Origin of the sequence: Amycolatopsis ponsaeliensis (assembly GCF_030182635.1) — a bacterium.
GTDB lineage: Bacteria > Actinomycetota > Actinomycetes > Mycobacteriales > Pseudonocardiaceae > Amycolatopsis > Amycolatopsis ponsaeliensis.
The window spans coordinates 120,864-140,773 of record NZ_JAPZLD010000023.1; the positions used below are offsets into that span (position 1 = coordinate 120,864).

The 19,910-nt window shown below is 72.7% G+C and carries 15 protein-coding genes; 7 read left to right on the forward strand and 8 right to left on the reverse strand.

The features are described from left to right. The first annotated feature begins 18 nt into the window (after positions 1 to 18). Positions 19 to 5,124, forward strand: a complete 5,106-nt coding sequence (locus tag QQ657_RS31050; protein WP_284745813.1) for a type I polyketide synthase — start codon at positions 19 to 21, stop codon at positions 5,122 to 5,124. A 179-nt stretch (positions 5,125 to 5,303) separates the two neighbouring features. On the opposite strand, the gene QQ657_RS31055 is transcribed toward QQ657_RS31050, so the two are convergent. The 4 genes from QQ657_RS31055 to QQ657_RS31070 all read right to left on the reverse strand — a co-directional run bounded on the left by QQ657_RS31055 (position 5,304) and on the right by QQ657_RS31070 (position 10,593). After that, the gene (locus QQ657_RS31055; protein ID WP_284745853.1) at positions 5,304 to 6,500 is read right to left on the reverse strand and encodes a PucR family transcriptional regulator; all 1,197 of its coding nucleotides are present in this window, start codon (positions 6,498 to 6,500) and stop codon (positions 5,304 to 5,306) included. Between the two features lie 32 nt (positions 6,501 to 6,532). Next, entirely contained in the window at positions 6,533 to 7,723 is a 1,191-nt protein-coding gene (locus QQ657_RS31060) for a PucR-like N-terminal domain-containing protein (RefSeq protein WP_284745854.1), read from the reverse strand. A gap of 379 nt (positions 7,724 to 8,102) precedes the next feature. Next, a complete protein-coding gene (locus tag QQ657_RS31065) occupies positions 8,103 to 9,047 on the reverse strand; it encodes an alpha/beta fold hydrolase (protein WP_284745814.1) in 945 nt (314 codons plus the stop codon). A gap of 337 nt (positions 9,048 to 9,384) precedes the next feature. Next, a complete protein-coding gene (locus tag QQ657_RS31070; RefSeq protein WP_284745855.1) occupies positions 9,385 to 10,593 on the reverse strand; it encodes a PucR family transcriptional regulator in 1,209 nt (402 codons plus the stop codon). 194 nt (positions 10,594 to 10,787) lie between these two features. On the opposite strand from QQ657_RS31070, the gene QQ657_RS31075 reads away from it, so the two are divergent. Next, positions 10,788 to 11,984, forward strand: a complete 1,197-nt coding sequence (locus QQ657_RS31075; protein WP_284745815.1) for a PucR-like N-terminal domain-containing protein — start codon at positions 10,788 to 10,790, stop codon at positions 11,982 to 11,984. 158 nt (positions 11,985 to 12,142) lie between these two features. Here QQ657_RS31075 and QQ657_RS31080 read toward each other — a convergent pair whose 3' ends face one another. Next, positions 12,143 to 12,709, reverse strand: coding sequence for a GtrA family protein (locus QQ657_RS31080; RefSeq protein WP_284745816.1), 567 nt, complete (start codon positions 12,707 to 12,709; stop codon positions 12,143 to 12,145). Positions 12,710 to 12,748: 39 nt separating this feature from the next. On the opposite strand from QQ657_RS31080, the gene QQ657_RS31085 reads away from it, so the two are divergent. Beyond that, the gene (locus QQ657_RS31085; RefSeq protein WP_284745817.1) at positions 12,749 to 13,348 is read left to right on the forward strand and encodes a hypothetical protein; all 600 of its coding nucleotides are present in this window, start codon (positions 12,749 to 12,751) and stop codon (positions 13,346 to 13,348) included. On the opposite strand, the gene QQ657_RS31090 is transcribed toward QQ657_RS31085, so the two are convergent. Together QQ657_RS31090 and QQ657_RS31095 are read right to left on the reverse strand one after the other, a co-directional pair. After that, a complete protein-coding gene (locus QQ657_RS31090; RefSeq protein WP_284745818.1) occupies positions 13,349 to 14,530 on the reverse strand; it encodes a lipase family protein in 1,182 nt (393 codons plus the stop codon). Next, positions 14,527 to 15,090, reverse strand: a complete 564-nt coding sequence (locus QQ657_RS31095) for a hypothetical protein (protein ID WP_284745819.1) — start codon at positions 15,088 to 15,090, stop codon at positions 14,527 to 14,529. Before QQ657_RS31095 ends, QQ657_RS31090 begins: the two co-directional genes overlap by 4 nt. Before the next feature lie 318 nt (positions 15,091 to 15,408). On the opposite strand from QQ657_RS31095, the gene QQ657_RS31100 reads away from it, so the two are divergent. The 4 genes from QQ657_RS31100 to QQ657_RS31115 all read left to right on the forward strand — a co-directional run bounded on the left by QQ657_RS31100 (position 15,409) and on the right by QQ657_RS31115 (position 19,404). After that, on the forward strand, positions 15,409 to 16,635 hold the full coding sequence (locus QQ657_RS31100; protein WP_284745820.1) for a DUF6801 domain-containing protein: 1,227 nt from the start codon (positions 15,409 to 15,411) through the stop codon (positions 16,633 to 16,635). A 66-nt stretch (positions 16,636 to 16,701) separates the two neighbouring features. Next, positions 16,702 to 17,766 carry a DUF6801 domain-containing protein gene (locus QQ657_RS31105; RefSeq protein ID WP_284745821.1) on the forward strand — a complete coding sequence of 355 codons (1,065 nt, stop codon included), beginning with the start codon at positions 16,702 to 16,704 and terminating at the stop codon, positions 17,764 to 17,766. 79 nt (positions 17,767 to 17,845) lie between these two features. Further along, complete coding sequence (locus QQ657_RS31110; protein WP_284745822.1) at positions 17,846 to 18,184, forward strand: YciI family protein; 339 nt, start codon at positions 17,846 to 17,848, stop codon at positions 18,182 to 18,184. After that, positions 18,181 to 19,404 carry an RNA polymerase sigma factor gene (locus tag QQ657_RS31115; RefSeq protein ID WP_284745856.1) on the forward strand — a complete coding sequence of 408 codons (1,224 nt, stop codon included), beginning with the start codon at positions 18,181 to 18,183 and terminating at the stop codon, positions 19,402 to 19,404. Before QQ657_RS31110 ends, QQ657_RS31115 begins: the two co-directional genes overlap by 4 nt. Here QQ657_RS31115 and QQ657_RS31120 read toward each other — a convergent pair. Then, positions 19,391 to 19,750: a hypothetical protein gene (locus tag QQ657_RS31120; RefSeq protein WP_284745823.1), complete on the reverse strand. Its 360-nt coding sequence runs from the start codon at positions 19,748 to 19,750 to the stop codon at positions 19,391 to 19,393. The genes QQ657_RS31115 and QQ657_RS31120 overlap by 14 nt on opposite strands. Positions 19,751 to 19,910: the final 160 nt, after the last annotated feature.

Here is a 19,910-nt window from a genome sequence, read left to right on the forward strand (position 1 = left end):
TGACCTCGGTGGCGTGCGATGACCGACCCCGGTGAGCTGCGCCGCTGGCTCACCGAGCGGATCGCCGGGCTCGCGGGTCTCACGCCGGAGCAGGTCGACGCCGGGGTGCCGCCGTCCGAGCTGGGCCTGTCGTCGCGGGATGCGGCGACCGTCGCCGCCGAACTCGGTGAGCTGCTCGGCCGCGAACCCGACCTCGCCTTGCTCGGGCGGTACCCATCGATCGCCGCGCTGGCGGCGGCGCTGGCCGAGCCGGACGCCCGGCCGCGGCCCCGGGCCGGTGAGCCGGTCGCGGTGCTCGGCGTCGGCTGCCGGTTGCCGGGCGGCGTCGAGTCGCCGGACGAGTTGTGGCGGGCGCTGCTGAGCGGCACCGATTTCGCCGGCGCCGTGCCGCCCGACCGCCGTCCGTGGTTCGAAGACGATTTCCGCGGCGCGTTCCTGGCCGACGTCGCCGGGTTCGACGCGGCTTTCTTCGGGATCGACCCGGCCGACGCCGCGGCGATGGACCCGAGGCAGCGGATCCTCCTGGAGACGACGTGGGCGGCGCTCGAGCACGCGGGCATCGCGCCCGGCACGCTGCGGGGCAGCCGGACTGGCGTGTTCGCGGGCGTCTCGGCGGCGGACACCGGGTCGGCTGCATCGATGATCGCGAACCGGGTGTCGGAGAGGTTCGACCTGCGCGGGCCGAGCGTGGTCGTGGACACGGCGGGCTCGTCGGCGCTGGTCGCGGTCCACCATGCGGTTCGGGCGTTGGCCGCGGGGGAGGCCGACGTGATGCTGGCCGCGGGGGTCCATGTGCTGTTCGCACCGCCGGCCGACGGCACGGTGTGCGGCGAGGGCTGCGGAGTGGTGGTGCTGAAGAGACTCGCCGACGCCCGCCGAGACGGCGACCGAGTGTTGGCGGTGATCCGCGGCAGCGCGGTGGGCTGGTCCGCGCCTGAGCAGATCCTGGCCGACGCGCACGCGGTCGCCGGATCTGACTTGTCCACTGTGGACTACGTGGAGACGCAGGCTGGCCTGGAGGAGGCACTCGGCCGAACCCGCGACCCGCGGCGGCCAGTGCTGGTGGGTTCGGCGAACTCACAGTTCGGCGACCTCGGCGCGGCATCCGGGATCCTCGGGTTGATCAAGGTGGTCCTGTCCCTTTGGCACAGCCGGATCCCACTGTCGCCGGACAAGCTCACCGACTGGCCGCGGTACGCCGGCACCGCTCGCGCCGGTGTCTCGGCCTTCGGTGCCGGTGGCACGGGGGCGCACGTCGTGGTCGAGGAATGGTCGAAACCCCTCGAACCCGCCACCCCCGGTTCCCGGTGGAACGGCCGCCCGCAGATCTTCACGGTCTCGGCCCGCTCGGAACCCGCCCTGCGCCGACGGGCCGGCGAACTCGCTGACTGGCTCGCCGGCCCCGGCCGCGGGACCGCACCCGGCGACCTTGCCGCGACGCTCGCCCGGCGCCGGGAGCAACTTCCGCTGCGGGCCGCCGTCATCACGTCCTCCCGCGCCGCACTGATCGCGGGACTGCGGGCGGTCGCCGAGGGCCGGACCACGGCCGATGTCGTCCGGGGGACGGCCGGGCGCGAGCCGCGTCCGGTTTTTGTGTTCTCGGGGGCCGGGGCGCAGTGGCCCGCGATGGGACGGCGGATGCTCGGCGCCGAGCCGGAGTTCCGGGCCGCCGTGGCCGCGCTGGAACCGTTGTTCCTGGCCAAGGCGGGATTCTCGCTGCGGGGCGCCCTGCGCCGGCCGCTCGGTGACCCCGCCGTCGTGCCGCCGCTCGTGTTCGGCCTGCAGGTCGCCCTGGCGGAGTGGTGGCGCGCGCACGGCGTCGAGCCCGCCGCCGTGCTCGGTCACTCCGCGGGCGAGATCGCGGCGGCCGTTGTCGCGGGCGCGCTGGACGCCGGGACCGGGCTTGACATCGTCGTCAGCCGGGCGAACCTCCTCTCGGAGCTGCCCGCCGGCACGATGGCCGTCGTCGAGCTGTCCGCCGCCGAGGTGCTCGAGCTGGGGTTCCCGGGCATCACGGTCGTCGAACACGCTTCGCCGGCGCAGTGCACGGTCGCCGGCAGTCCCGAGCAGCTCGCCGTATTGGTGTCCTATGTGGATAGTCTTGGTCGGTTGGCGCGCCGGCTGGCCGGAACCGGGAACTCGGCCGCGGTCGAACCGATTCTGGGCCGGTTCCGGTCCGGGCTGGGGGAACTGCGGTCGTGGCCACTCGCGACGGCCTTCTACTCCAGCGTGCTCGACGACCCGCGTGCGGTGCCGCCCTTCGACGCCGGCTACTGGACGGCCAACCTGCGCCGTCCGGTCCGGTTCACCCAGGCGGTCGCCGCCGCCGTCGCCGATGGGCACCGCTGGTTCGTCGAAATCTCGCCCCATCCGATCGCGCTGCCCGCTGTCGAGCAGACCGCGGCCGGCGTCCGGACGCTGCCCACCCTGAGCCGGCGCGACGGCGAAGAAAACGTTTTCGCGCGTTCGCTGGCCGAGCTGCACACCGCCGGGCACCCGGCGGTGCTCGACCGGCGGTACCCGGAGGCGCCCGTGCTCGACCTGCCCCCGCCCCCTTGGGAACACCGGACGTTCCGCCTACCGCGGCGGACCGCCGGCCATCCGCTGCTCGGCACCCGCGTCGAAGTACCGGACGAGGGGCGCCACCTGTGGCAGTCGACGATCGGGCCGGAAGCACCGGACGAGCACCGCGTGCACGACGTCGCGGTCTTCCCGGCGGCCGGTTTCCTGGAGCTGTTCCTGGCCGGCGCCCGGCAGCTGTTCGGCACCGCGCGCGTCCGGGTCGACGGCCTCGAAGTCCACCGGATGCTCGCGGTGACCGGGGAGACCTTGCTCAGCACGGAGATTCGAGCTGACGGCACCGCCGTGGTGCGGGCGAGAGCCGGAGCGAGTTGGGTGCGCCACGCAACGGCGTGGGTCGCACCGGACACCGAACCCGCGCCGGCACCGATTTCCGAAGTGGACCACGGCCCGGTTCGCGGGCTCCGTGCGGCCCTTGCCGCGACGTTGCCCGAAGACGTTGTGCCGAAAGGATTCGGCCGGGTACGGCTGCTCGGCGACCCGGGCCGGAGTGTGCGATGCATGGCTGACGGCAAAGGCGCGGTGCAGCTCGTCACCCAGGACGGCGAGGTCGTCGCCGACGTCGGCGACATCCGCGTCCAGACCTCCGTCAGTGTTCCGCTCGCCGCCCGCGCGTTCGGGATCGACTGGCCGCGAGCACCGTTGCCATCGACCCCGCCGGACGGACGGCGTTCGTGGTTGCTGCTCACCGACGAGCACCCGGCCGCGCTCGCCCGGGTCGTCGCGCTCGCCCTGGCACTGGCGGCGGCCGGCGACGAAGCGCTTTCGCTGCCGCAGGACGACCTCGACGAGCTGCCGGCTTTCTTGGCCGAACGCTCGGTGCGCGGCGTCGTGTTCCTCACCGGGGCGCCCCACGCCTACCGCGATCCCGAGGACGCCCAGGATCTCTTGCGTACCGTCCTTTCGGTACTTGCCCGCCTCGGGTCCGGTGTCCGGTTCCACCTGGTCACGCAGTCGAGCGGCGAGCCGGGACTGGTGTTCCTGCGCGGCTTGGTGCGGGCGCTCGCCTTCGACCGGCCGGGACTGCGGGCGACGCTCGTCGACTGCGACGCGCGGTCCCATGTGGACGTTCTCGCGCGCGAGCTGCGGGCGGACGCGCCCGACGACGAAGTCCGCTGGCGCCACGACGTCCGGTACGCGGCCCGGTTGACCCGCCTGCCGCTCGTCGACGGCGTGTCGACGGGACCTGGCGCGTACGTCGTCACCGGCGAGCCGGGGGCGGCCACCGCGCGCTGGCTGGCGAGCAATGGCGCCACCAGGATTGTCCTTTGCGGACTGTCCATTGAGGATGTACCAGGAGTGGACGTCGTGACTGTCGACGGCGACATCGCGCAACCCGGTGTCGCGGAACGGCTCGTCGCCGCGGCCACCGCGGATGGCCTGCCGCTGCGGGGAATCGTGCACGCGCCCGGCGGCGACCTCACGGCCGTGTGGCGCCCCAAAGTGCTCGGCGCACGACGGCTGCACGAGGCGACTGCCGACACCCCGTCCGACTGGTGGCTGCTGTATTCGTCGTCGGCCGCGCTGGTCGGCGCGCCCGATCGGATGGCCGTCGCGACCGCGGACGCGTGGCTGGACGCGTTCGCCGCCTGGCGGCGCTCACGGGGACTGCCCGCGACGACGGTGAGCTGGGGCTCGGATCCCGTGCTGGAGCGGCTGCCGGTGGCCGAAGAACTCGACGCACTGCCCGCGGTGCTCGCGGCTGACCGGCCGTCGGTCGGGATCGCGCGGCTCGACGCGGCCCGCGTCGCCGGGCACTTCCCGGACCTCGCCCGGCGGCCGTTCTTCTCGGCTGTGCTGACGGCCGTCCCGACGCCGGCGACCGCGCACGAGCGGCTCGCGGCCATCGTCGCGGGACTGCTCGGGGGCGCGGTGCCCCGGGACGTGCCGCTGGTCGAGCTGGGCCTGGACTCCCTGACGGCGATGCGGGCGCGGGCCGCGGCCGAGCGCGAGTTCGGCGTCACGCTGCCGGTGCCGCTGCTGCTGGGCGGCGCGAGCCTGGACGACCTCGCCGAGTACGTGACGGGCCCGCCGGCATCCTTCCCCGACAGTCCGCCGTGGCTCGAAGGCGCGCCGCTGGTGCTGTTCGGCGAGCCCGTCGTGTACCGGCCGCTCCTGGACCGGCTCGACGGCGTCCCGTGCCACCGCGTCGAAGCGTCCGATGTGGAGGGTTGCGTCGCGTCGCTGCGGGAGGTGCAGCCGGCCGGGCCGTACCGGCTGGGCGGTTGGGCGGCCGGCGGCGTGCTGGCGTTCGAGACCGCGCGACGGCTGGCCGGTGCGGGTGAGCGGGTGGACGTCGTGGTGCTCTTCGGCTCCGAAGCGCCGCCCGACGCGGCGCCGTACGCGGGTCGCGTCGTGCTGTACCAGGCGGGAGACGCGGCCGCGCCGGGTTGGGCAGAGTGCTGCGCCGACCTGCACATCGAGCCCGTGCCGGGCGACCACCGGACGATGCTCGACCCGCCGCACGTGGCGGTGCCGGCCCGGCACCTCGCCGCCGAGCTCGCCGAACTGGCCGGCCGCACGAGCCCCGGCACCCCGGTCTGACGCGAGTCGACCCTTCAATCACGAGTGATGCCCTCCCAATCACACGTGATGCCCCTCTGGTCACGCGAGATGCCTCCTTCCGCGCGCCGGCCGCTGTGCGGAAAGGGGCATCGAGCGTGATGGAGCAGGCATCACGCGTGATTGAAGGGGCATCACTCGTGATCAGAGGGTCGACACGGCTAGGTCAGGGTGGCGCGGAGGGCGAGGATCATCTCGAAGCGGTCGTCCGGATCCCGCAGGTGGTCCGCGAACAATGTCTCCAGCTCCTGGGCCCGCGCGCGGACCGTCTGCGGGTGGATCGCGAGGCGGTCCGCGACCTCGCGGACGTTGCCGCACGTCTCCAGCCACGCCAGCAGCGTCCCCGCCAGGCGGTTGTACTGCTTCGGGGTCAACGCCGTCAGCGGGGCCAGCCGGCGCCGGGACACCTCCGTCGCGAGGAACGGCTCCTTGCGCAGCCACAACGTCGCCAGGTGGTCTTCGCACCAGGTCAGCGGCTCGTCCGGGAGGACGTCGGCCGCGGCCAGGCGCAACGCCTCCTGTGCCGTCGCCAGGGAGCTTGCGGCCTGACGGGGCGGCACCGGCGGGCCGACCGCGGCCCGGTGGCCGGCCAGGGCCGCCGTCAGATCCGACCGGTCCGACGGCGCCGGCAGCAGCAGCCGCGGTGTCCCGTCCTCGAAGTCCTCCAGCGCGTCCAGCCCGACGATGTCGGCCGGTTCGTCCAGTGCCACCGCGACCAGCCGGTGCGGCAACGGCCAATCCGCCGCCGTCGCCGCTTCCTGGACCGTCCGCGACGGCGACGGCGGGTCCGCCAGCAGCAGGTCCAGCAGCCGGCGGCGACGTCGTTCCAACGCTCCCGCCGCCCGCGCCTGCGCCGCCGCGTGCCCTTCGATCGACAACGCCGACAGCTCGTCGATGTAGGCGAAGATCGCCTCGGCCAGCACGCACAGCGTCGCCGACGGCACGCCGGCCCGCGTCCCCACCTCGGCCATCCGCCGCCAGGTGACGCGCGCGCCGACGCGGTAGGCCGCCTGCAGGACGTCGAGGTTGCGGCCCTGCGCGAGCTCGTGCACGCCGAGCCCGACGAACACCCGCCGTCGCTCGTCCGAGACCGAGCCCGCCGCCGCGATCCGGTCGATGAACTGCAGGATCGCCGCCTGCACGCCCGCCCGCAGCGCCTTGCCGAAGGCGCCGTCGAGCGGCCGCGCGTAGTCCGGGATGGTCCGCTGGATCTCGCGCAGCACCTCGTCGGCGACGTCGAGCATCCGCGGCCGGAACACCGCGGCCAGCTCCCGGGGGAGCATGGCCCACAGCTGTCCCGGCCGCCCGTCGCCGCTCAGCATCGGCCCGAAGCTCGTTTCGCCGGACGGCCCCGTCACAAGCCTCACCACTCCTTCGGGATGAGCCGGACTCAGGAACCGAGCAGGGCCTCCGCCCGCAGCGCGATCTCCATGTCGAGCCGGTCGTCGGCGTTGTTGAGCCGATCACCGAACAGGTCGATCAGCTGGTGCATGCGGTACCGCACGGTCTGCGGGTGCACCTTGAGCTTCTTCGCGATCTCGGGCGCGCTGCCGCGCGACTGCAGCCAGATCAGCAGCGTCTCGCCGAGGCGCGCCCGCTGCTTCGGGGTGAGGTCCCGGAACGGCTCCAGGCTGCGGGAACACAGCTCGCGGACCAGGAACTCGTCGGCGAGCAGCCACAGCGTGGACAGGTGGTCCGTGCAGCGCGTGACCGGCGCGTCCGGCAGCACGCCGCGCTGGACGAGCTTCAGCGTCCGGCGCGCCCACAGCAGCGACCGCGGCGCGTCGGTGAGCCGCACGGTCGGGCCGATCACCGCGCGCCAGCCGCCCAGCCGCTCGGTGAGGTTCTTCAGGTGCTTCTCCGCATCGCCGGTGACCAGGCACGGCTCGCCGCCCTCGAGGTCGACGAGGACGTCGGAGTGCAGGTCCGGCGCGGCGAGACTGTGCTGGTCGGCGCGGGGTTCGAGGGCGACGACCGTGACCTCGGCGGGCAGCGCCCACTGCGCGGTCGCGGCCTGCGCGCTGATCGTCTGCGGCGCCGACGGCGGGTCGGCGAGCAGCAGTTCGAGCAGCCGCCTCCGTCGTCGCGCCCGGGTGCCGGCGGCGCGGGTCTGCGCCGCCGTGTAGCCCTCGATCGAGAGCGCGGAAATCTCGTCGACGTAGGCGAAGATGGCCTCGGCGCTGGTGCACAGCGTGTCCGCGGCGAGGCCGTTGGCCTGCCCGAACTCCGAGATGTGCCGCCACGCGACGCGCCCGCCGACCCGGTAGGCCGTCTGCAGGCAGTCGAGGCTGCGGCCCTCGTTGAACTCGATCTTGCCCAGGTTGCGGAACACGGTCGTCCACGTCTCGAGCGGCACGGCACCAGGGGTGCCGACACTGTCGAGGCACTGGATGATCGCCTGCCGGACACCCTGGGTGATGATGTGCCCGAACGCGCCTTCGAGGGGCTGGCGGTACTCGGGCACCGCCCGCTGGACCTCCTGCAGGACGGCGCGGGCCAGCGGGTCGACCCGCGGCTTGAAGCGGATCGCCAGCTCACGGGGCAGGGACGCCCACAGCCCGATGGCGCCGGAAGCGCGCACGGGCCGGGGTTCCCCCGAGGTCCGCTGAGCCGGCGGGTAGGCGGTCCGGGGCCGGTCGGCCGACACGGACTGCTGCCGGTACGCCGGTCCGGAAGAGCGCTCGCCGGGGTTGGGCCGGCCCGTCCGCAAAGCGGGGGCGGCGAACCCGGTGTCCACGTCGGTCATGTTTTATCCTTGCTGGCAACAAAACCGGCCTCTTCGTCGTCGAAGCCGGTCCGGATTTTGTGGCTCAGGCAACATAATTTCGCGCGAACGGCACTGTCAACGGGTTCTCCGCTGACTTTGCGGTAACCCGTCCGGACTACACCCGAACGGGTGGAACGGCGCGAGGTGAGGTGACACTTCCGCTTCGGGCGGATGGTGCGCGGATGACAACTTTTCAGGAGGGCTCGCGCACCGTGTTTTCGGCGGCCTGCGCGGCCGTCAGCCGCTCGGCGACGTCGTCCAGGGTCAGCCGCGCGGGTTCGGTGCCCCGGACGAACTCGTTCAGCAGCACGCAGAACCCGTCCGGATCGGACACATGTGGAAAGTGTTTCGCGTTTTCCCGCACGGTCAATCGGCCGTTCGGCAGCAGCCCGGCCGTCCGGCGGCCGTGCGCGACGGGGATGAGCGGGTCCCGCGCGCCCCAGACCAGCAGCGTCGGCACGGCTTCGGCCAGGTAGAGCTTCTCGACGGCGCTCGCGCGCTGCCCGCGCAGGTCGATGAGGCTGCGGGCGATGAAGAGGAACGCCCGCCGCCGCGCGGGGTCGGCCAGCGAGCCGAAATGCCGGGCCAGCTCCCGTGTTTCAGCTTTCAACGACCCGCCGAACCGGCGCCCCAGCCGGGCCGCGGCCCGCGCGATCACCAGCGTCACGCGGTTGACGGCCAGGGCCAGCACGGCCGGTGCACCCGGCAGCGCCGTGGCCCGCAGCACCGGGCTCACCTCCGGGCCGAGCCCGGCGCTGGCGACCAGCACCAACCGGTCGCACATTTCCGGGAACTGGTAGGCGAACTGCATCGCGACGCCGCCGCCGAGCGAGTGGCCGACGACGGTCGCGTGCCGCACGCCCGACACCGCCAGCACGTCCCGCACGGTGCTCGCCAGCGCGCCGAGGCCGTAGTCCGCGCGCGGCGCTTCCGATTCGCCGTGGCCGGGCAGGTCGGGTGCCAGCACCCGCCGGCCGAGCGCCGCGCACCGCGCCAGCACCGGCGCCCAGGTCTCGGCGCTGCCCGCGATCCCGTGCAGCAGCACGATCGCTTCGTCACCGGCACCTGACGGTGACGGCTGCTCGTGCAGCCGGATGCGGCGGCCGTGCAGGGTCAGGGAGTACGTCTCGATGGTCATCGGCAGCCTTTCTCGCGAACCTGAAAATAGGGCATCCGACTACTTGCGTCCGGTGTGGCGAACACCACTTACGCCGAATGCGGGTGTGCGTGACAACAACGGGACCGAAAAGGCGATCGAGGGTGCGGGTTCTCCCGGATTCACCGGTAATGCGTATCGACATTCCGCGGGTATCCGCGTATTCCTCGAAGGTATGGTCGCAATGACGCACCGGACGCGCTGATGTCCTGCCGCGCGAGTTTTCCGTCACCCCAGCGGCAGCTCCGGCCGCAGCGGCCGGGGTGCCGCCCGTGGCGGCGCGTGCTGCCGATGCCGGTGCGCGCGCTCGACCGCGCCGTCAGCGTTCCCGTTCACCCTCCGGCCGGTGCGCGCGCATGAGCAGCTGAGCACGCAGGGCGAGCTGCATGCCGAGGCGGTCGTCGGCGTCCTTGAGGCGGTCGCCGAACAGCTCCTCGAGCTGCCGCAGCCGGTTGCGCACGGTCTGCGGGTGGACGCCGAGGCGCTGCGCGATCTCCGGTGCCCCGCCGCGTGTCTCCAGCCAGGCCAGCAGTGTCTCGCTGAGCCGGTCGCGCTGCTTCTCGCTGAGGGAGGCGAACGGGTCGAGGCTCTGGCGGGCCAGCTCGGCGGCCAGGAAGTCCTCCGCGAGCAGCCAGAGCGTCGCGAGGTGGTCGCGGCACCAGATGATCGGGCCGGGGATGTCGGGGCCGGACAGCAGCAGCGCGCGGCGGGCGGTGCGCAGCGCGGCCGGGGCGTCGGCCAGGGGAACGGTCGGGGACACCGCGGCCCGCCAGCCGTCGAGCTTGGCTTCCAGGGGCGCGAGGTCGGCGTCGGGATCGCGGGTGAGCAGGTGCGGCTCGGGGCCGTCGAGGTCGGCCAGGACGCCGTCGCCGAGCAGGTCGGCCGGGAAGCCGGCGGCGTCGGGGCCGCGTTCGAGGGCGACCATCGCGGCGGCCTCCGGCAGCGGCCAGCCCGCGCCGCCGGCGAGCTCGGCGATGCTGCTCGCCGCGCCTTCGGGGGCTTGGACGATGAGCTCGAGCAGGCGCCGGCGCCGGACCGGGACGGCGCCCTCGGCCTCGGCCTGCGCTTGCTGGTAACCCTCGATCGCGGTGGCGCACAGCTCGTCGACGTAGGCGAAGATGGCCTCCGCGGCGACCGAGATGACGGCCGGGTCGACCCCCGCGGCGACGACGCCGGGGTGCATCGCCCGCCAGGCCACCCGGGCCCCGATGGTGGCGCTGTCCTGCAGCGCGTCGAGGTTGCGGCCCTCGGTGAACTCGATGCGGCCGCGGCCGCGGTAGAAGTCGGTCCAGTGCTCGTGGGACAGCTCCGGCTCACCCATCGAGTCGACGCAGTGCTGCACGGCGTACTCGACGCTCTTGACCAGGACCTTGCCGAACACGCCCTTGAGCGGCAGGCCGTAGGCGGGGACCGTGCGCTGGACCTCCTGGATCATCGAGGCCGCGGCGTGCCCGACGTGCGGGCGCAGGCCCGCGCCCAGCGCGCGCGGCAGCGAGGCCAGCAGGCGGAAGCTGCGGTACTCGACCACGAATCCCCCTTCGAGTTCGTCCAAGCGGAGCAGAGCGTATCCGACGGTTGTGTCACTGAAAAATCAACGAGGTGTTCCCGGAAAAGGTGACGCGGTGACGTCCTTTTGACACGGACGGGTGGGCGATCTACGCTCCGTGTCAGATGGCGGGTGTATTTCGAGGCGCCAATTCCCCAGTGGAGGACCGAATTTCCATGCGCGGTTCCGCTGCCTCGGACGGTTCGGTGTGGGCCCGGCTGCCCCACGAGCTCGGTGACGCGGTGCGGCCGCGGATCCCGGAGATCGCGCGGGCCTGCATCGACGGCATCGCCGCCGAGATTCCGGAATATTCCGGTACTTTCGGCCGCGGTCCCACCCGGACCGCGGCGATCGAGCAGGCGCGGCGCGGGATCGAGCGGGACATCGACCGCGTCGGCACGCCCGCGATGTGGCAGGCCGACCGGCTGGCCGAGTTCCGCGGGCACGGGCGCGAGGCGTTCCACAGTGGTCTGAGCCGCGAGTCGGTGCAGGCCGCCGTGCGCGTGTCGAGCCGGGTGACGTGGCGGTGGATCGCCGACATCGCCCGGGATGCCGGCTTGTCCGGCGACGTCCTGTACGGCGCGGCCGAGGGGATGTTCTCCGACGTCGAGACGTCGATGGCGGCGGTCGCTGAGGGCTACCGCGCGGCGGAAGCGGCGATGTCCGGCACGGGCGAGCGCCACCGGCGGCTGCTGCACGCCCTGATCGGCGGCCGCGCACCGGCCGAAGTGGACAGTCTGCTCGCGGCGTCCGGGCTGCCGGTGCCCGCGCGCGTGGCGGCGGTGGCGTTCCGGGCGTTGCCGGGCGCGCCGGAGTTCCCACCGGGGTTGCTGCCCGAGCACGTCCCGGCCGACCCGCTCGGGAGTCCGCCCGCGGCGCTGACGCCGGCCCCGGACACGGACCTGGCGGGGCTGGCGTCGTTGCCGGCCGGCTGGATGGCGGCGGTCGGGCCGCTGGTGCCCCCGGTCGAGGCCCCGGAGTCGTTCCGGGTGGCCCGCCGGGCACTGGACCTGGCGGCGCGGGGCTTGCTGGACGCGCCCGGCCCGGTGGTGTGGTGCCGCGACCATTTGACGACGCTGTTGCTGCTCGCGGACGAGTTCCTGGTGGCTCAGCTGGCATCGACGACGTTGGCGCCGTTGGCGGAGTTGTCCGGGCGGCGGCGGGAGCAGCTGGCGGAGACGTTGCTGGCGGTGGTCCAGACCCGGGGGAGCGCGCCCGAGCTGGGTCGGCTGCTGGACCTGCACCCGCAGACGATCCGGGCGCGGTTGAAGAAGCTGTCCGAGTTGTTCGGGGCGCGGTTGGACGATCCCGGGGAGAGGTTGCGGCTGGAGTTGGCGCTGCTGGCGGAGCGGGCGTTGCCGGGCGAGGAGTGAGCCGGGCGCTGGGCGGGCGGCTGCCGACGGCCACGCTCCTCCCGGACAGGGCCTCGGCAGAGACGGATCCCCGGCGGATGTCTTCGGCGGGCGCAGGGGCGGCCTCACCGGCGGTTGTCTTGAATGAGTCATTCAGGGCGTGGGAGGTCCTGAATGACTCATTCAAGACGTTTGCCCAGGCCACCACGCCCGTCGACCGACGCATCCACGAGCCCTCCACGCTGACCGCCTCGCGGTCCGGGAAGCCTCTCTACGACAAGCTCGGCTTCACCACTCTGGGCGACGCCAACTGGTGGCGTTGAGCCCGGGAACACCCACCGCCGGTAGCCGTACCAGCGGAACGCCGTGCCCAAGCCCGTCCCCAGCACCATCCCCGCCACGAAGTCGGCGACCTCCTGCGCCAGGTAGCTCACGTGCGGTACCGCCAGCCCCAGCGCGTACCGCGAGACCAGCGGCGGCACCAGGTTCACCGCCACCGCACCCGCGTTGACCACGAAGAACAACGCCGCCTCGCGCAGTCGGTGATGGCCGCCGCGGCCCGCGAACGACCAGCGCCGGGACAGCAGGTACGCGAACGCCGTCGAGGCCACCGTCGCGCAGAAAAGCGCCGTTACCGGTTTCTCACGGAACACGGTGAGCTTCAGGCTGTAGTCGCCCAGTAGGGTGACTCCGTACGCGGCCAGGCCGACGACGGCGAAGCGGAGCAGCTCTCGCGGCTCGGGCATGGTTCCTCCAGGTGACGCCGACAGGGTGGAGGTCTTTCGATGGCACGCACGGGCGGTGAGGGTGAGCTCCCCTCGGTCGCCGAACTGGTGAACCTTTCGCAGACGAAACCGCTGATGATCCGCGGTGACCTCGATGCGATGCTCGCCGCGGCGTCCGCGCCCGAACCGGAGCCCGAGACCAAGCCCGACCCCCTGGCCATCCTCGACGCCGAGCTCGCGGCGCCGGAACCCGAGGACGAGCGCCCACTGGAGGCGCCGCCCGCCGAGTCCCGCCGGACCAAGCCGTACGTCCTCGCCGCCGGTGCGGCCGTCGCGCTCGGGCTGGCCGCCGTCGTGCTCTTGCAGCCGCAGCAGGTCGGCGGGACGGCCACGCCGCCGCCGGGCGCGACCGCCCCCGCCGCGCCGCCCGCCTCGAGCGACGCGGTGGAGACGATGAGCGCTTCCGCGGAACCGCCCCCGCTCACCGCGCAGGTGCACGACTCGCCGGTCCGGACCACGGGCGCCCCGGCCGCCGCGGGACGCAAGCCCGCGCGCCCCACGCCGTCGGCATCGCCGGTTCAGGACACCTGGCAGCAGTACGTGAGCTCGGTGATCAGCTCGTGGCAGCAGCAGCACCCGCACGGCAGGCCGAACCGCTGATCAGCAGTTCGACGTCGCCGGCTTCCCGGCGATCCGGTCCTTGACGAACGCCAGGACGTCGGCGTTGCCGGTGTAGACCAGCGTGATGTGGTCGGTGTCGTAGGTCTTCCACGTCTCCTGGACGCCGGCCGCGCAGTACGCCTTGTGCAGACTGTCGGCCTGCGCGAACTGCACCAGCTGGTCGCCGGTCCCGTGGTACTGGAACACCGGGACGCGAGGCGGGCTGCCGCCGAGCTTGTTCTCGGTCAGCCGCGCCACCCACGCGGGCTTGATGTAGCCCGGGCCGGTCGTGTAGTCCGCGATCTTCTGGTTCGCGTACGTCGTGAGCAGCTCGAACGTGCACGCGCTCTGCTTCATCTCGGCCAGCTTCGCGCGGCCGTTGTCGCTGAGGAACGAGTCGAGCCGCAGCTCCGGATAGGCCTGGTCGAGGCCCAGCAGGGCGTAGGCGAACACGCCGAAGCCGGACTTGCCGTCGAGCTGCAGCGTCACCTGCACGAGGTCGGCCGGCACCCCGCCGGCCGCGACGCCGACGAGGTTCAGCTCCGGCGCGTAGGAAGGCTGCAGCTCCCCGGCCCACGCCGCGGCGCCGCCGCCCTGGGAGTAGCCGCGGAAGACGACCTTCGCCGTCGCGGACAGCCCGGCGGCGGTGAGCCGCTGGGCCGCGCGGACCCCGTCGAGCACCGCCGGGCCTTCGGATCGGCCCACGACGTACGTCGTCTTCGGCGTGCTCTGGTAGCCCTCGTAGTCGGGGACGGTGACGGCGTACCCCGCGTCGAGCAGGTCGTCGAGGCCGGGCTGCTCGTAGAACGCGCCGATGTCGATCATCTTCGACGGCGTGCAGCCGAACGCCGGGCCGTGCGTGCCGGGGTCGAACGAGACGATCGGCGCGCTCGCGCGGTCGGCGTTCTTCGGCACGAGCACGGTTCCGGTGACGGCGTCGGGCTGCCCGAGCGCGTTCGTGGACAGGTACATCACCTGCCACGCGTCGACGGATGCCTTGCGCGGCCCGGCGTTCGACGTCCGCCAGCGGATGACGTCGCCCGGTTCGCCCGCGGGCAGCGGCGAAGGCGGGGTGTAGAACGAGTCGTCGAAGGGACCGGGAGCCGGTGCCGCCGAGGCTGCCGGGGCGAGGGCCGCGGTGACGGCCAGCGCGACGAGCAGGGCGAGCGCGCGGCGCGTCACGAGCCCGTCCCGTAGACGCGCTTGCAGGTCGCGGACTCGCTGAAGGCCAGGTTCAGCTCGGGGTTCGCCTTGAGGTCCTTGATCGGGCCTTCCGGATCGGCCAGCTGCCCCATGGTCGCGTCGGCTTCGGAGATGACCTGGCGCAGGCTGGGCTGGTCGGTCACCTTCGCCTGCTCCATCTTGGACTTCGTCTCGGCCAGCTTGGTCCGGGTCTCGGTGAGGTTGCCGGTCGCTTTGTCCACTGCGGACTGTCCATCCGGGACAGGAGGGACGCCGGCGGTGCGGATGCCGCCCGCCATGTCCTCGAGGGCCGAGCCCAGGCGGCCGAGGAAGTCGACCATCGCGTCCCGGGTCTTCACCGGGTCGGCGTCGTCGACCGCCGGCGGCTGCGACAGCTTCGCCGAGCCCGCGGCCACCCCGGTGCACACCTTGTCGACCCAGGCCAGCGCCGCGGGGTCGGCGTGCCGGCCGGGATCGGCCGGGGCGTCCGACCCGCAGGCGGCGCACGACAGAAGTGCGGCCGCCGCCATTGCGAGCACCGCGCTGTGCATTCTTTTCATGGGTTTCGAAGCTACGCGGCGCGGTTGTGCGCGAGCAAGGACAGAAAAGCGGATTGGCACTCGCGTCAACATTTCGAGCCGGAGATTTGTCATGCGCGTCAGCGGTTCGGCGTCCGTGCTGTGCTGGGGAAACCTTCCCGTGCCTGCTAGGAACCCGGGTCGGCCGACGTGCCGGTGTGACAATTTACCGAGACGGCGTGACGTTTTCACCAAAAGCCCTTGATCGGCGCCATTGGTGCTCGTTAGCTTACGGTCCGGTCGCGATTCTCGAATAGCGCGGGCCGTTTCGTATCACTGTTGATACACGGAAGGACCATCGTGAGTCACCCAAGAGGCAAGAAGAAGACGGTCGCGGCCGCCGCGGCCGTGGGCGCGGTGGGGCTGATCGCCACCGCACTCGTCGTCGGGGCGCAGGCCAGTGCCGCCGACCCGATCTCGCTGACGCTGAACTACCACTGCACGCTGCCGCTGGTGGGTTCGCAGTCGCTGAAGGTGGTGATCAACACCGACCTGCCGACCACGGTGAACACCGGGCAGCCGACCGGCGCGTTCGACATCAAGGCCGTGTCCACCATCAACGCGGACACCGTCGCCGGGCTGAGCCTGATCGGGGCCACGACGATCGAGGGCACCGCGACGGCCGCCGCGACCGTCGCCGCGCCGAGCCTGAACCTGCCGGTCAACGTCCCGATCACGCTGGACAAGACGAACATCCCGGCCTCGGGTGAGCTGAACATCAACGCGGCGGGCAAGACGCCGTCGCTGACGTTCACCCAGCCCGGCCAGGCGAAGATCACCGTCGGCGACCTGAACCTCAAGGTCACCCCGCGCAAGGCCGACGGCTCGGTCACCGGCATCACCCCGGACGGCACGATCGACGCGCCCTGCACGCAGGACGCGGGCCAGGCCAACACCCTCGCCACGATCACCATCGCCGGCGGCGGGACGACGACCCCGCCCACCACCACCCCGCCGACGACGACACCCCCGACCACCACGCCGCCGACGACCACCCCGCCCACCACGACCCCGCCGGGCGGGGGCATCAAGTACTCCTTCGGCATCACCGGGTCGACGTCGCTCAAGTCGCTCGGCAGCACCGCGCCGATCACCGGCTCGTTCGACGCCGACGTCAACCTGTCGGCCAAGACGTTCACCGGTGACCTGAAGCTGAACCCGACGCACACCGACTTCAAGCTCTTCGGGTTCATCCAGGGCAGCTCGGACGTCAAGGTCGTGCAGAACGGCCAGCAGACCGGGGAACTGGTGGGCACCGGCTTCAAGGCGCACATCAAGTTCGACACGTTCCTGACCACCGTCAACCTGTTCGGCATCCCGATCAGCACGGACCCGAAGTGCGGCACGACCACCTCGTCGACCAGCGAGATGACCACCGGCGCCGACTTCGACCTGCTCAAGGGCGGCAAGCTGTCGGGCACCTATTCGCTGTCCGCGCTGCAGAACTGCGGCTCGTTCAACGACATCATCAGCGCGTTCGCCAAGAGTGACGGCAACTCGCTGGACCTCGTGCTCGCCAAGAAGTGACCCGAGCTGCCGGCCCCCGTCGCGCCGCGGCGGGGGCCGGTGCCATGCCCCGGAAGGAGAGAGCCCGTGCGGAAAGCCCGGTCGTTGCTCGCGGCGGGCCTCGCCTGCCTGGTGCTGCCGTTCGCCGTCCCGCCCGCGGACGCGTCGACGCCGATCGACAAGAAGCTCGGCTTCACCTGCCCGTTCCCGTTGATCGGAAGGCAGCAGCTCGACGTCGAGGTCAAGGCGTCCTTCGAGGTGCCGTCCGCACCCGGCGGGACGTTCACGACGGCGGACCTCACGGTCGCGGTGACCGTGCCGGACAAGTCCACCCGGGGCCTGGCCCTGGTCGGTGCGGCGAGCATCGAAGGGACGGCGTCCGCAGGGGTGACGCTGGCCAACGGCTCGCTGACGCTGCCGCTCGCCCTGCCACTGACCGTGGCGAAGACAGTGGTGCCGCAGTCGGGGGCGTTCACCACCCGGGCCACCGGGTCGGTCCCGCCGGTGCGGCTACCGAACGCGGGCAAGACCACGCTGACGATCGGGGACTTCAGCACCCGGCTGACGCCGAAGAAGGCGGACGGCTCGTTCACCGGGCTCAGCTCGTTCACCTCGGACTGCACACTCGACCCGGGCCAGGACCCGGTGCTGCTGAGCTTCGACCTGGGCGGCACGCAGCCGTCGTATGAGTACGGCGTCACCGGGACGACCACGCTGAAGGCGCTCGGGGCGACGGCGCCGGTCACGGGGTCGCTGGGCGTTCCGGCCTTCGGCACGGCGTTCGACCGGACGCGGGCGGAGTTCAAGGTCTTCGGGTTCGTGCCCGGGACGGCCGAGCTGCGGTTCGGCCCGGACGGCCCGCAGACCGGCGAGCTGACCGGCGACGGGTTCGTCGCGCACGCGAAGCTCGCGCTGGCGTTGCCGCAGGTGACGCTCTTCGGGCTGCCGGTCGCCGACGCGGGGTGCCGGGCGAGCGCGCCGATCGCGGTCGACCTGAAGTCGGGCAGCGGTTTCGCGCTCGCGTCGGGCGGTCCGGTGGGCGGGGAGTTCACGATCCCGGCGCTGACCGGCTGTGGTGCGTTCACGGAGTACCTGAGCTCGCTGGTCCAGGGACCGGGCAACGCGTTCGCGCTCACGTTGACCGCGCGCTGAAGAAGTTCTCACCGCCCTGTCGATTTCGCCCTCCCTCGCGTGACGGAGTAGGAAAGGACCACGACGAGAGGAAACGGACATGGCGCAGTACGCGGTGCTGATCTACGAGCGGGTGGCCCCCGAGGACCTGCCGAAGGAGATCATGGACCGGCACCTGGGGCTGCCCGACCGGATCGCCGCGCAGGGCGGCAAGGTGACCGCGGGCCTGGCCCTGCAGCCCAACGAGACGGCCACCGCGATCCGCGGCGACCTGGTGACCGACGGGCCGTTCGTGGAGACCAAGGAGGTGCTGGCCGGCGTGTACGTCCTGGAGGCCCGCGACCTCGACCACGCCCTCGCCTGCGCGAAGCTGACGCCGGTCGTCGAGGGCGGCGTGGAGGTCCGGCCGCTCGTCGACTTCCAGGTGGTGCCGGACTGACCTCGGTCGCGGACGCCGTCGCCGAGGCGCACCGTCGCGAGTGGGCCTACGTGCTCGCCGCGACGGTGCGGGTCACCCGCGACCTCGACGAGGCCGAAGAAGCCGTCCAGGACGCCTACCTCCAGGCGCTGAAGCGCTGGGCGAGTGACGGTGTCCCGGACCGGCCCGGTGCGTGGCTGACCACGGTCGCGCGCCGGACCGCCCTCAACGGCGTCCGGCACCGGGAAGTACTGCGGCGCAAGCTGCCGCTGCTGGTCGAGCCGGACGCCGCCGAGCCACCCGAACCGACCGGGCCGATCCCGGACGACCGGCTGAGGCTCGTCTTCACCTGCTGCCACCCGGCGCTGGCGCAGGAAGCCCAGATCGCGCTGACGCTGCGGCTGGTGTGCGGCGTCGCGACGGCCGACATCGCGCACGCCTTCCTGGTGCCGGAGCCGACGATGGCCGCCCGGATCACCCGCGCCAAGAAGAAGATCGCCGCCGCGCGGATCCCGTACGCGGTGCCCGCGGCCGAGGACCTGCCGGCGCGCGTGTCCGTCGTGCTGACCGTGCTGCACCTGCTCTACTCGGCCGGCCACACCGCGGCGTCGGGGGACGACCTGGTGCGCGACGAGCTGACCGGGCGCGCGCTGGACCTGGCGCGGATGCTGCGGGCCCTGCTGCCCGCGGACACCGAGGTCGCCGGCTTGCTCGCGCTCCTGCTGGTCCACCAGGCCCGCCGGGCCACCCGGACCGACGACGCCGGCCGGCTGCTGCGGCTGGAAGACCAGGACCGGTCCCGCTGGGACACCACGATGATCGCCGAGGCCGACCGGCTCGTCGTGGAAGCGCTCAAGGGCGGCCCGCCCGGGCGGTTCAGCGTGCAGGCCGCGATCGCCGCCCTGCACGCCCAGGCACCGAGCTACGCCGAGACGGACTGGCCGCAGATCCTGACCCTCTACGACGTGCTGCTGCGCCTGTGGCCCTCGCCCGTGGTGGCGCTCAACCGCGCGGTCGCGCTGGCGATGGTGGACGGCCCGGCGGCGGCGCTCGCCGAAATCGCCCGGCTGGAGGACGACGGCCGGCTCGCCGGCTACCGCTACCTGCCCGCCGCCAAGGCCGACCTGCTGCACCGCCTCGGCCGCGACGCCGAGGCGGCCGAGGCCTACCGGGCCGCGCTCGCGTTGAGCGACAACGCCGTCGAGCAGGAGTTCCTCGCCGCGCGGCTCAGCGGGGCCTGAACAGCAGGACGTACCCGGCAGCCGAAAGGACCAGCGCGGCCAGGAAGAACGCGCCGTGCGGCACCGCGCCGACGGCGATGTCCGCGAACAGCTGCAGGACCAGGTCCACGACGCCGAGCGCGCCGACGATCGCCAGCGTGACGCGGGTTCCCTTGACCCCGCGGTACACGCCGAGGACCAGCAGCGCCCACAGCCCGGCGCAGACGACGTACGCGAGGATCGCGACCGGGAGTGGGACGGCGGCTTCGACGGCCGTCCGGCGCCCGCCCAGCAGCGAGCCGAGCAGCCAGCACGCCGTCGCGCCCCACCAGGCGAAAGCGGCGCGCGGTGCCCGGGTCGGGGTCATCGCCGCAGCGTAGGACGGGATCGTCCGGTTCCGGCACGGTCACGACCCGAACCGTTACCCGCGTGGTGTCACACCGGGGTGCTATAAAGCGCTACCTGTCGTGGGACCGGTTTCACGGCCGTAGGCGGCCACCGCCGGTGCCGCTAGGGTGATCGTCTGG